The organism is Comamonas testosteroni (assembly GCF_000761245.1).
Lineage (GTDB): Bacteria > Pseudomonadota > Gammaproteobacteria > Burkholderiales > Burkholderiaceae_C > Comamonas > Comamonas testosteroni_C.
Genome location: NZ_AWOR01000042.1, coordinates 82,407 through 95,920, shown reverse-complemented (window position 1 = coordinate 95,920; position 13,514 = coordinate 82,407). Strand labels below are relative to the sequence as shown.

The window sequence follows — 13,514 nt, the reverse complement described above, 5'->3', positions numbered from 1 at the left end:
ACAATGGTTCGGTTAGTGCAATACTTGACGTCTGCAGTACAGCAATGTGCTTGCCGCCATGGCCGGCACAACGGTCACCGCTCAGGCGTCATGGCACTGGACGGCTCCCAAAAATTTCAACCACGAGGAAAACCATCATGGAACGCACCCTGCCCCCCCTGCCATACGCTATCGATGCACTGGCTCCGTTCGGCTACAGCCAGGAAACGCTGGAATTCCACCATGGCAAGCACCATAACGCCTATGTGGTGAACCTGAACAACCTGCAAAAGGGTACCGAGTTCGAAAACATGGATCTGGAAGAAGTCGTCAAGAAGTCTTCCGGCGGCATCTACAACAACGCTGCCCAGATCTGGAACCACACCTTCTTCTGGAACTGCATGACTCCCAACGGCGGTGCAGAACCTACAGGCGCTCTGGCCGACGCCATCAACAAGAAGTGGGGCTCCTACGCTGAGTTCAAGAAGGCTTTCGTGGCTTCCGCCGCCGGCAATTTCGGTTCGGGCTGGACCTGGCTGGTGAAGAAGGCCGACGGTTCCGTGGACATCGTCAACATGGGCGCTGCCGGCACTCCCCTGACCACCGCCGACAAGGCGCTGCTGACCGTGGACGTGTGGGAACACGCCTACTACATCGACTACCGCAACCTGCGTCCCAAGTTTGTCGAAACCTTCCTGGAAAAGCTGGTGAACTGGAAGTTTGCCGAAGCCAACTTCGCTGCCTGATCGGGGCAATACGGCATCAGGTTTGCGGCTGCACGGCTCGGATCTGATTGTTGGCAAAAACCTCCGCAAGGAGGTTTTTTTATGCCTGTCTGCTGAGAATGAGGATTTTTAGGTCTGCAGTTTTGATGGGGAAAGCGCAGGCGGCTATGTTTTTGATGACCTGTTGATGCATGGAAGGACTGGCATGAAGGAGCGTGAAAGCCTGAACAGTCAGGCGGTTTCCGGGCTAATAGAGGCAGGCGCTCGCATGCCCGTGTACTTTCTCTGTCATGGTGCCGGCCCCTGGCCCTGGGTGCCCGAGATGCTCGACTGGCATGCGCTGATGGCCGAGGACTTGCGCAATATTCCGCGCCAACTGGCACGCAAGCCCAGGGCCGTGTTGCTGATCTCCGCCCACTGGGAGGAGCCGGTTTTCACCGTACAGAGTGCCGCCCATCCCGGCATGCTGTATGACTACGGCGGCTTTCCGCCGCACACCTATGACCTGCATTACCGTGCGTCAGGCTCGCCTGAGCTGGCAGTTCGGGTGCAGCAGTTGCTGGCGCAGGCAGGGGAGGACGCGCGGGCAGACAAACAGCGCGGCTATGACCATGGCATGTTTGTGCCCATGGCGGTGATCTATCCGCAGGCCGATGTACCCGTACTTCAGCTCAGCCTGCGCAGCAATCTGAACGCTGCAGAACACCTGGCCGTGGGCCGTGCGCTGGCTCCGTTGCGTGACGAGGGAGTTCTCATCATTGGCAGCGGCTCCAGCTATCACAATATGCGTAGCTTCGGCCCCGTGGGGCGGGCGCCTTCCAAGCTGTTTGACGATTGGTTGGCCGAGACGCTGATGCAGATGACGCCTGCCGCGCGCAGCCAGCGGCTGGCCGCTTGGGAGCGGGCCCCCGGCGCACGTGTGGCGCACCCGCGAGAAGAGCATCTGCTGCCGTTGATGGTGGTGGTGGGGGCGGCCGAGCAAGACCAGGCCCGCCGCGTTTACTTTGAAGAGGCCTTCATGGGCTCGGCCACGCTGTCCAGCTACTGCCTTGAGGCCGGGGCGTAGCTCAGAGCTCTGCTTGTTCCTGCTCGTCCAGTGGTCCATTCAAAAATTCTTCCCTGTCATCGTCAATCGAGTCGGCGGACGCTTGAAGATAGGCTGAGAAGCTGAGGGCGATCCAGCAGATCTGGTCGGGGTCGTGCACATAGGCAATGATCTGGCCGCGCTGTCCTTCAGGACCGGGATGATGATCGGCCATTAGCACGATGTCGCCATAGAAGCTGGCAAACGGCTGCCAGCCGGCGTGCCACCAGCGCCCGCTCAGGCGAGGGTCCTGGGATGCGGGGCCGGCCAGTTCCCACATGCGCTGGGCCCGCTTTTCCATGCGGAGTGCCTGGGCCATGGCCTGTGGTGGTGTGAGAAGGTCCAGAGCATCCACAAAGCCTGGCCGCTGAAACAGGGGCTGGGTGCTGTCGGTGCTGCTGCCTGCAGTCAGGCGCCAGAATGAGGCAAGTTCGGTATCCAGAGGCCCCAGCGCGGCTGCCAAAGCGGCCAGATCCTGTTCGCTGGCCGGCGGCTTGGGGTGAAAGCTTAGCTGGAATGCAGCATACACAGCCTGCAAATGTGCAAGATATTGGTCAGGTGTCATGGTGGCGGGCGCAGAAGTCCGAGACAAGTGAATTGGACAACGAGGTCGGCTTGACAGCGGATGTCGGGGAGTGACTGTTCGGGTACATGGTGTGGCTCTTTGGATTTTCAGTGTAGTAAATCCGCGGCCTTTGCTTCATGCCAGCACTCCTTGCACCAGAGGCGGTCATTGCGTTGCATTGACCTGTTAGATCCACAGACGCTGGTGACCAGCATAGAAGCCACAGACGTACCTGCTTTTTTGCGTGGCGCGCATTTGAAGCACTTCTTGTGTGCTTGGACTTCAGTCTGAAGTCGGAAACTATAAGGTCGGCAGTTGCTTTTGACTCCAACCTTTGAATGTCATTTAAATAAATTAGACGCCTGACGCTTATAAGTCGAGAACTTGCAATCTCGTATGAGGTCGGAATTGAGAGTGTACTTAGCTATGAAGGTGCTAAGTGCAGAGGTAAAGGATCAAGGCTTGCAATCGCTGGATTACTTTAATCGCTATAGATTATTATTTGCTGGCCGTCATCATTGAATTTGTCAGAGAAAAATTTCAGATGTATCTCGGCATTGCATGATTCTGTTTTCTTGAAAATTCATTGATGTTGAAAATACCTGTTTCTTTGTTGTTAGTGCGTGATTTCAATGTGATGGATTATATTGAAAAGGATGAGCTATCCTGTGATTGAGATTTTTTGAAATCCTCGGCCCATTTTTGAAAATCGCTGGAAGGCATAGGTTTCGCGATGTAGTAGCCTTGTGCAATATCACAGCCAAGCTCCTTGAGCAGGTCCCAGTGCTCTTTGGTCTCCACACCTTCGGCAACTGTCTTTCGTCCGAGATCATGTACGAGATCAATGGTGGAGCGCACAATCGTGGCGGAATCCCGGTCGCGATGCATTGCAGAAACGAATGACTGGTCGATCTTGATGTAATCTACTGGTAGTTTTTGTAGATAGCTCAATGAGGAGTACCCTGTTCCAAAATCGTCCACATAAAGAGGAATCCCCGCGTCTCTCATCTCGCTCAGTGCTCGTAGAGCATATTCTGCATGTTCCATTACGGTGCTTTCCGTAATCTCGATTTCCAATAATCCGGTTGATACAGAGCGATCCAAATGCCATTGGCGATACTTAGCAAAAAGCTGTTCATCTCTGAAGTTTCGAGCGGAGAGATTGATTGCAATAGGGACAGCACAACCCTTTGCCTGCCAGCTCTGCAGCAGATCAAGGGCTGCGACAATGACCCATTCCGTCAAAGGCTTGATCAAGCCTGTTTGCTCAGCCAAGTCGATAAACAATCCGGGAGGAATTAATCCTTTAAGCGGATGCATCCAGCGTACCAAGGCCTCTGCTCCACAGATTTGCCCGGAGGAAAAATCAACTTTTGGCTGCAAAAATAGTCGCAGCTGGTTGCCTGCAATTGCTCGCCGAAGCTCCCCTGCCATGGTCAAGCGTCCCGCTTGATTTTTCTGATGCGACGGATCAAATACGCACTGGCTCAATCCGCGGGCCTTGGCTTGATGGGTGGCCTTTCCCATTTGACGCAATAGTTCATCGGCGTTTGTGCCGTGTTCGGGAAACAAAGCGATGCCAGCTCTCGCGCTGACATCCAATTCAATATCTGCGATCGGGAAAGGGCGGGAGATGGTTTTTTCCAAATCTTCGGCCAAGGCTACGGCAGAACCTCTATCCAAAGTGGGCGCTAATACTGCAAATTCGTCTCCGCGTAAACGCGCGATATGTGCAGAATCAGGAATGCTTTGCCTTAGGCGCTCTCCGAAGTCTCTAAGAATCTGGTCCCCATTAGAGAAACCTAGCACCTCGTTGATTTCTCGAAGGCGTTCGATATTGAATTGCAAAGCCGCAATTGGTCCTGGAAGTGGGGAGCTTTCCTCAATTTTCGCAGTCAGAATTTCCCTGAATTCAATCGAATTGGGTAGTCCAGTCAAGGGATCATGGCGCAGCATATGATTCATCTCTGCTTGTACACGTTGTTGTTCTGAGCGTGTACGCAGAATGGAAATCCCAAAAGCTAGATCGTCCGCTGACTCGGTCAGCAATGCGATTTCATCTTCGCCGAAGGCGTTTGGTTCGGTGTCATAAATGGAGAGTGCGCCAATGACTTCGCCCTCAACCAATAAAGGGCAAGATACGCCTGATTTAAGTTCACCAAGCTTGTCGTGCCATCGAACATGGTTGGAATCCATGCGCATGTCTTGGACAAAGTGAACCTTGCCGCTGCGAATTGCGCTAGATGTCAGACTTTGGCCCAGCTCCGTATCGGCTGCTATGAGTCCTAGGCTGCGAAGTGCTTCTATACCGCCTGGATAATTGCACTCGGCCATCGGGCGTAGTTGTTGATCTGGCTCGTCACCCGAATACCAGACGGCAGCCATGCCATAGCCTCCTGCAGCCACGATGGCTCGGCACATGTTTTCAAGCAGACTCTGTTCTTCGCTGGCACGTAGCATGGTGCGATTTCCGGCGCTCAACGTTCGCAGTCCGCGGCCAATGTGCTCTAACTCATGCACTCGTTGTTCAAGTTCCCCGTTGAGCGTCTGGATACGTTCTTCATAGTGCTTGCGCTCAGTAATATCTGTGCCCAATACGTAGTAGCCAGCAACCGTTCCATCGGCTTGATGTTTGGGAACATACTGAATGGTTTGCCAAACTCCTGGAAAGGGCTGCCAATCATATGTTTGCGGCTCTCCTGCGAGAACCTTGCTGATCAAATCATTGGCAACAACATAGCGTTCCTCTCCGAGGATTTGTCTTACCGACTCACCCGTGATGTCTTCTCGGCCAGGTGCAAAGCACTGACGATACTGAGTGTTGACGTACTCGTAGCGCTGTTTTGCATTGACGTAGGCAATCAGCGCCGGAACGGCGCTGATGACGTTGTGCAAATGACTTTGAATCTCATGCCATTGCAAAGTGCGTTGGTGCACGTCGGCTTCAAGTGACGCGTTTTGCTCACGGATGATCCGTTGAGCCTTTCGCTCCAGAGTAACGTCCCGAAAGACCAGTACAGCACCTCGTAGTTGGCCCTTGGAATCGCGGATGGGGGCGGCGCTATCAGAGATTGGACGTTCGGTGCCATCTCTGGCAATGATTGAGGTGTCATCGGCAAGTACCTGCACTTCCCCGGTGGCTAGCACCGTTGCCACAGGAATGTGAGCAGGCTCGCGGGTCTGCTCATGGATGATATTGAATACTTCCCCGATAGAACGGCCTTGAGCTTCGTTAATACTCCAGCCTGTGAGCTGTTCGGCCACTGAATTCATGCGGGTGATTCGGCCTTCAGTGTCTGTTGCGAGCACTGCATCGCCGATCGAGTGCAAGGTAGTCACAAGGCTTTCTTCATTGTCAGCCAGAGCACGCTGACTGGCTTGTGTTTCCCGCAGTTGTCGTCTTATCAGAAGATAGGAGGAGCCCAACAGCAAGATAAGTGCTATAGCGACCAATGCTCCAGCCATCACCAGCTTATGACGCGCTTGTTTGTGCTCGGCCTCTTCCAGGGCGAGTCGCAGGCGCGCCTCGGTATCCATCTCGCTCAGCAATTCATAGGTGCGCAAACGCGTAGATGCAAGCGTAGTTGCGGCAGCAAATGCATTTGCTGCCTTCTGGCCTTGGGTATTGCGCAATTTTTCAATTTGGCGAGCAGCTTCCATGCGCTGGTCAATGACTTTACGCAGCTCTGTCCAGCGACGTTGTTGATCTGGATTGTCGATCGTTAGTTGCCGTATTTTTTCCAGCGCAAGCTCTCGCGCAGCCATCGCTGCATTTCGCTCGGCAATATGCTCAGCATTACCTGTCAGACGGAAATTTTGAGTGGTTAGCTCAGATTGGAGAGAGTAGCCTCTGGCGCGATCTATATTGTTGAGCAACTGGTGTGCATGTGTCACCATTTGGGCGGCTTTGGCTGCATCACTTGCGACTTCCCACGTCGATAGTGCCATCGCGATCACTACCAGCGCGGCTGCTCCAAATGCAGTGGCAACCTTGGACTCGAAACTAGACCTCCGCACCATAGAACGCGCTCCTACGCTAGATGCAGGCCGCTACAAGCCATTTTTCACTTGCTGCGGGCCAAGGCTGATATCACCATCCATGCAAGAACTCCAGACACTCCATAGGGGAGGAATGTGCAGGGTCTCGTAAGCATGCAAACTGAGGGATACAAGCTCAAATATACAAACAATATGCGCTTTGTTTCATTTGTTGTCATTGGTTGACATTGCCGAGGCCTCGAAATTTGCGAGATTCTGCGTGTCGGTTGGTCTTGAAGCATCCGTTTGCCAGTTCGGAATAGCAGTGCGATATTCAGTAGCCAGCAGATAAATAGCGTTCTTTTTCAGTGTCACTGATGCGATCAAGACGCATTACATAGAAGCTGGATTCAAGTAACTGTGAGTTTTTACAATTGAGCCTCAACAAGAGTTGGCTTTTTTCTTTTGAATTCCTGAGCCATATCAGTTTGGAGAACGTTCTAAAACGCACAGCTTTGAATGAAACTGGGCGTTTTTTCAGGAGTGGTGTTCGACTAGAAAAAGTCTTGCGGCCGTCTGCCGAGCGGGGCGTTGACTCTTGGAGTGGCGACGATCCTTACCACTTGGGGCAGTACTCGGCTGCTATTTTTCACGCGATCTATGCGCTGCGTAACGCTGCGGCGATATGCGCGTTGAGCACGGCCTGGAGCGCTCTTTCTGCCTTCGGCAGCTGAAAATGGGACAACCCTTCGTACTCCTTTACACGCTCTAAAAGCGCATCCAGGCCAGTTACCTTCGCTTATGAGAGTCTTCGGTTGTGCGCTCTGGTGTTGGAAGTGCACTCGCAGCTCACTTCATTTCTGAACCAGTGCCCTGGTGGCTGGTAGACCCACCAGGCTCTCCGGCTCTTGCCGCAGCGGTGGTGGCAGATCGATGGGGCCGTACATGCCTGGGTCCTTTGAACTGTGCCTGGCGTTTGGCTCGATCCAGCATGGACTTCAGCCCCTCAAAGAAGGTGTCGGCCTGCGCAGTTGGCAGGAGCTTTACATCCGACACTCCTGTACCTATGGTTTGGCACACGAAGGCGAGCAGGGCGGCGAGGCTGCCTGTTGCACAGGTCACCGCTGCATCCGGCTTCCTTCAGAGAGACCTGATCTTCTCGGTTGGGCCAAATGGCTTGAAGTTTCTGGACTTGGGCTGCAAGCCCAGCTTGGCCATGTGAGCAAGCCCCTTGTCGCGGCCTGCTGAATGTGGCCTCGTTTATGGCGTGGCTGAACCTATCAGCGGCATATCGGTGAATGGCGGGCGATGCCTACATCGAGCAGCTTGCCAGGGAACGGATGGATTGATACGACAGGGCACATCCACTGGAAAACCGAAGGCTGTGGTGTGTGGTTCGAGTGGGAGCAGTACGAACCTAGGGCTGAAAAGCCCAAGGAAATCAAAGACAAGGTCGTCATCGGCATCAACGACCGGATTTTGCAATACGGGAATGCTTCAAAGACTTTGAGATGGAAGCTCAGGAGCAGGAGTACGCGGTTGGCTGCGATGCGGATCGGTGTGAACGTGGCGCGCTGGAAATCTACAACTGGGCCAAGACAAAGGGGTCTGCGAGGCAGTGTTGAAGGAATCGCCAGAGCGCCGGCAAACCCGAGCGCTGCGGCAGCTGGGAGAAATAAAAAGTGGCCGCTAGGGCCACTTTTAGATTTCGAACTTGGAACGGTCCTGATCTTTGATCCAATTCGGAGGCTTTCCTCGACCGGACCAAGTCTGGCCTGTGGCGGGGTCGCGGTATTTGGGGGCTACAGAGCCAGTCTCGCGCTTTTGTTTTTGCTTGGCGGCAGGGAAGACATCGTCCTGTGTCAGGCCGAAAGCCTCGACCAAGTCCCTGATTTTTTGCACCGCGCCTGCGACTTCGGCCTTTCGAGCAGCAGCAATCTGCTGTTCAAGAGCTTCGCGTTGCGCCAACAGTTCCTTGTACGAATGTGTACTCATTTAAAGACATCCTCTGTAAATGTTTGAGATAGCACTAAATTGGTGCACTCATACATGAGATACATCGCTTATGCAGTTAGTTCACTTTCAGTTGAAAGTGACCGCGCACATTGTGTACCAGTTCTAGGTGTTCAAAGCAGAGGTTGGGGCAGAAAAAGTGGGTTCTGCAATGCGTAGGGCTAGGCTTGGAGCCTATGTCTTGAGTGCTGCAACATGGCCGCAGAGGGTCGCCATGCCCGACTGTGCTCGGCCATTTTCGGACCAGAGATAGTGCCGATAGACTCCTGCCCTGTACCGTACAAATGCAGTGAAAGGTGCTGTTATGGGTGTCACTCTTTATGTTGAAAGATCACGCGATCAGCCTGCTATCGAGCTCAAAGATTGGTGTTCCCTCATCGAGGCATATACAAAATTTGCGGAGTAGAACTTCATCTTATTTAGTGATAACGCATTTGGGGTGCCATACTGGCTAACTTTCGCGGCCAACACGATGCAATAGGACGCATGAAAAGCCATGAGCACGAAACGCCTGCCTATTGAACCGGACACTCGCCTTCAGTGGTTCGGAGCAGTCGATGCTGGGAAACAGCTTGAGCTATTTGCAGAGATCGACGGTAAAGATCATTCGTTGATAACTGTTGTTGCTAGCGATTTGGACGAGTCGCTGTGGTTGGAGTTTGAGGCCGGGCATCATTTGGTCCGGGTGCCCTTGTCCAGAGTGCGAGAAATGCTTGAGGTAGCCCCCGGCAATGTTCATTCAGAAGCTTGGTATGAAAAGAACTTGTACAGCAAGCAAGAGGATATATAGCCCGTCTCATAGCATTCATCGTCGGATGTCAACGTCCCCTGTGGGGCGGTCAGCGACAGCCGAAACCGGCCAGGAACGGCTGATTAAGGCGAGAGGAATCAGATGCCCAATGCAGAAGCTATGTAGCGCACAGCGGCGTGGTTCGCCCACTAAACCAATATCGGAAAATTAGCCTGCATTACATGTCCCGATGATTTTTCCAATAAAGAGATTTCCACCATCGTACGAACCGTAGCCACTAATTGCCTTTGTATGGACAAGCTTTCGCTGACTCTCATCTATTGACCACGTTTCGACGGTTAGCCGATCATCCTTAGAGTCTATGCATACTAACGAGTTCTTTGTTGCCGGGCGGCAATCAAGATTCGACGGCTTCACTGCCCCTGCGTCATTGTTGATTGTGATCTCGAACGTCTGTCCAGTAAAACCATCATGGCCTAACGTGAAGCCACTTGAGGCGCGCGCTGAACTTCCACGTAAATCTGTGACCCTCCAGCACGTCGCGCTAGCGTTCATACAAACCACACCAATCAGCGCCGACATTAATAGATTTCGCATGACGCTCTTTCATAATTGACGATCTTCTAGCCTAAATTAGATTGCATCCAAAATAGACCGTCAAAGGCTCCTACGCTCATAGTTGCCTGCTTTTTCAGAGCAGGAGTAGCCTAAATTTGCCACATGACTATAGCAATGGAGTGGCTGCATTAAGCCTGCATTGAATGACTGCTGAGGGGCGATTCCTGCCGCTCCTGTAGGACTGAAAGTCCACTAGCTGATACATTCATCGCCGAAGCTGGCTCGGGCTGTTGGCGACAAAACAACACATTCGTGGCGGCTATCTCTTGCCAATTTGTCAGCCTTGGTACCAAAGGCTGTGCTACTTTGTGCTAAAGATCGCGCAAATTTTGTGGGGGAGTGAGCGCTTTGGCACTGAGCACAGGAGATGGAACTTCTTGGAAAGTTAATACCGGTGCGGGATTGCATGGCAAATCGACCTTTTTGCTTGTTGCAGAAGGTTTGGCACAGAATGGGTTGAAAAAAGGCATACAACGGTCGGAGTGGGCCTATAACGGGTGGAATAGGTTTACTCGGACCTCCAAGCTTCGCTTGGCTTGGCACACTACTTAAGCGCTTCTTGTGGTCGCCGCGCATATGTCTACTTCTAACTGAGCATGGAAGTTCCAAGGTAGGAAGCCAGCTGACTTCCTACCTTTAAAGGTCAATAAAATCAACTAGTTGGTCTGATCGTGTTGGAATGCAATGTCTTCCGACCTTGCGTCGATTTGTTCGCTGGGAAGTTGCCTTTATGCAGATGAGCAAAGCGGAGGACGCATGAAACATCTTAGGTTTTGAGTCGGTCATAAGCGCTCCAGTTGAGCTCTCAGTCTGCAACTCTGGCTAAGGCACAACATGTGATTTGACCTGTCTGTGTGCTCTCTTACGCACTGTACGAGTTCTTTGCAATGAGTTTGTCTTGTGTAGATTTTATGACTTAAATGTTGTATCTTGTTACACTGATTTTTGTGAATCCATCACTGAAGCAAATTTTATATTTATTTAAATTGCTATGAATATTATAAATAGTTGATTCTCGGTATTTAAATATTATTTATTTTTCATTTTAATAAGAAAGATATATTCGTATGATTACGGTCTTCATGCAAATCAATAATGCCAACAGAGCGATATCCCATAATATTGATATGCTCGTTGACCATCGGGGTTTGTTATCTCAGAATGTCTTGTCCCAACTTCGGAACCTTGTTGAGGGCGTGGTAGTTCTTTTTCATACTAAATCTCTTGAAACAGAATTTATTTATGCATCAATAGAGCCCGGACTGAATTATGTCAAGAGCAACGGTAAGCTGAGTTTTATAGGTAAATTTCACAAGCTGATTCAGAAGATCGCCTCTCACTATACTCTTGATGGCGATGCATCTGAGCGCTTAATGCTCAAATATTATGAATACCTATATCGTATTCGTAGCGTTTTAAAAGAGAATTATGGAGTTGAGATACTTAATAATTTGGAAAAATTTCCAGTAGATTTAGACCCATCGTTGCTCGAGTATTATGAGAAAATTGCAGAAAAAATTGAGCTATCCCGATCTATGCCTCGGGGAGAAGATGCTCGAGATAGATACTACATCCATAAGACGCGCCCATTTTTTGTTAGAGGTCGTGTTTATTATGAGGTGACATTTTATAGGGCAGTCAATAAGACTAATAAGTTTGACCGAATAATTGCCTTTACATTAATAGACATGACTGACAAGTACTCAGCAATGTTGACTCTCCGAAGGGAGTCCATTGATGTCATCGGTCAAACCATGCCTATTACGATTATTCGAAACTGGGAGGTTTCCATTCGGCCATGTGAGTTTGTTAACTTCTCAAGATTATTGGGGCTTAAAACTTCGGTTCGAACAAATTCAAATGAATATCAGCTTTTGATGAAGTGGTTGACTGTGGGTGGTCGGAACTTGGTTGAATTGATCGATATGCCAGATAATGCATATTCTTCTATGAAAGAGGAGGCTGTTAGAGATAATGAAAGACAGTTGCAGATTTTTCCAACTTTCGATAAAGTAAGAAACATATCGAAGCTTTCAGCGCGAGGGAAAAATGTAATTCGATATCTCTCTGTGCGGATGCATAATCAGACATTAAAGATGGTATTTAATTCGGAGGAATCTGCGATGCTTTCGGCAATGCGGCTTTCTTATGGGTGTATTCCGTTTGATACTATGCCATTGTGCACTTCTTTGCCAGGGCATAACCCAAAGTACTGGGATGTAGTTGAAAGCACTGACATTGTTGATCGTAAGCACGAGCTTTTAGGAAGGCATGTAAAGAATAATGTGGAGAGTCGTGGGATTCTTTACACGCCCTTAAAAGATGTTGAGGATTATGGCAGTATTTCTGAATTGTCTGAGGAGTACAATAATAATTTATATCGGAAGCATGTGCATCGGAAATTAGTTGTCGATGGAAAGTACATTCATATTTCAGGGTACGAAGATGAAACATGCTCTATCGTCGAGAAGTTGCAAGAATATGCTTCATTAAAAATAGATGGTTATACTCAGTCGGTTGAGCGCTGGCTCTCCCAATCGCACCGAGTGATCGATGATCAGATTAAAGTAGATGTTCTAAGAAAACTTTTCAGTGGATCAACAGTCGCAGTGATATACGGTGCTGCAGGGACTGGAAAGTCGACAATGGTTGACCATGTCGCTAATTATTTTAATGATAAAAATAAATTATTTTTGGCGCATACCAATCCTGCAATTGACAATCTTAAGAGGAAAATCACAGCACAAAACTCGGAATTTAGAACTATTAGCAGCCAAGTGGGAAGAAAAAAGATAGATCAGGAGTACGATATTCTGGTCGTTGATGAATGTAGTACCGTTAGCAATGCGGACTTTCTGAAGGTGCTGCTGAATACTCGGTTCAAGTTGCTTGTGCTAGTTGGTGATACATACCAAATTGAGTCTATTCAGTTCGGTAACTGGTTTGAGGTAATACGAGCCTTTATACCTGCTTCCTCTATTTTTGAACTGACAACCCCTTATAGAACGAAAAATTCTTCACTTTTGAGATTCTGGGATGCAGTTAGATTTATTAGGGATGATATAACTGAAATAATGGTTCGTAATGGATATTCTGCAGTGTTGGATAATACTCTATTTCGTCGTCAGGGTAAGGATGAGATTATTCTTTGTTTAAACTACGATGGACTTTACGGAATAAATAATATTAATCGTTTTCTTCAAAGTGGTAATCCAGGTCAGGCAACTGTTTGGCGTTACTCTACTTATAAAGTTGGCGATCCCATACTGTTTAATGATACTGAGAGATTTCGACCATTATTTTATAATAATTTAAAAGGTTTTATTGTTGGAATTAGTAGGGAAGAAGGGAAAATTCAATTCGATGTCGAGTTGGATCGACCTTTAAATGCATTTGATGTAGCAGATAATAATGAAGTTGTATGGATCAGGGACTCAATAGTACGATTCTCTGTCTATGACATGGCGACCAGTGATGATGACGATGATGATTCACTTAATACCATCGTACCATTTCAGGTGGCATATGCTGTTTCAATCCACAAGGCACAAGGCCTTGAATATGATTCAGTAAAGGTTGTCGTCACTGATGCTAATGAGGATGACGTGTCACATAGCATTTTTTACACCGCAATCACTCGGGCTCGAGAGAGTTTAAAGATTTTCTGGACTCCAGAGACACAGCAGAGTGTCATTAAGAAGTTGAATAGAGAATCAAATGCAAAGGATATTCATATTCTTTCGAGCCGTCGAGGCCTTGTGAAAATTTAATGGTGATAATTAATGATTTACAGGCTACTTA

Annotated in this window: 8 protein-coding genes; 5 read left to right on the top strand and 3 right to left on the bottom strand. The window is 49.6% G+C overall.

Annotation, left to right across the window (positions count from 1 at the left end; all coding sequences use genetic code 11):
• Positions 1–137: 137 nt before the first annotated feature.
• A complete protein-coding gene (locus P353_RS08875; protein ID WP_003054032.1) occupies positions 138–725 on the top strand; it encodes a superoxide dismutase in 588 nt (195 codons plus the stop codon).
• A 184-nt stretch (positions 726–909) separates the two neighbouring features.
• A complete protein-coding gene (locus P353_RS08870; protein ID WP_003054035.1) occupies positions 910–1,770 on the top strand; it encodes a DODA-type extradiol aromatic ring-opening family dioxygenase in 861 nt (286 codons plus the stop codon).
• A gap of 1 nt (position 1,771) precedes the next feature.
• Here the strand turns inward: P353_RS08870 and P353_RS08865 are convergent, their stop codons facing one another.
• Positions 1,772–2,353 (bottom strand): SMI1/KNR4 family protein, encoded by a 582-nt coding sequence (locus P353_RS08865; RefSeq protein ID WP_052084806.1) that lies wholly within the window; start codon positions 2,351–2,353, stop codon positions 1,772–1,774.
• 642 nt (positions 2,354–2,995) lie between these two features.
• On the bottom strand, positions 2,996–6,373 hold the full coding sequence (locus P353_RS08860) for an EAL domain-containing protein (RefSeq protein WP_034368154.1): 3,378 nt from the start codon (positions 6,371–6,373) through the stop codon (positions 2,996–2,998).
• A gap of 392 nt (positions 6,374–6,765) precedes the next feature.
• Here P353_RS08860 and P353_RS29150 point away from each other — a divergent pair, with 392 nt between their 5' ends.
• Positions 6,766–7,065, top strand: a complete 300-nt coding sequence (locus P353_RS29150; RefSeq protein ID WP_157839572.1) for a hypothetical protein — start codon at positions 6,766–6,768, stop codon at positions 7,063–7,065.
• A gap of 967 nt (positions 7,066–8,032) precedes the next feature.
• Here P353_RS29150 and P353_RS08850 read toward each other — a convergent pair.
• On the bottom strand, positions 8,033–8,326 hold the full coding sequence (locus P353_RS08850; RefSeq protein ID WP_034368147.1) for an H-NS family nucleoid-associated regulatory protein: 294 nt from the start codon (positions 8,324–8,326) through the stop codon (positions 8,033–8,035).
• Positions 8,327–8,840: 514 nt separating this feature from the next.
• Between P353_RS08850 and P353_RS08845 the strand changes: the two genes are divergently transcribed.
• Together P353_RS08845 and P353_RS08840 are read left to right on the top strand one after the other, a co-directional pair.
• On the top strand, positions 8,841–9,134 hold the full coding sequence (locus P353_RS08845; protein ID WP_052084805.1) for a hypothetical protein: 294 nt from the start codon (positions 8,841–8,843) through the stop codon (positions 9,132–9,134).
• A 1,661-nt stretch (positions 9,135–10,795) separates the two neighbouring features.
• Positions 10,796–13,483 carry an ATP-dependent DNA helicase gene (locus P353_RS08840; protein ID WP_198529047.1) on the top strand — a complete coding sequence of 896 codons (2,688 nt, stop codon included), beginning with the start codon at positions 10,796–10,798 and terminating at the stop codon, positions 13,481–13,483.
• Positions 13,484–13,514: the final 31 nt, after the last annotated feature.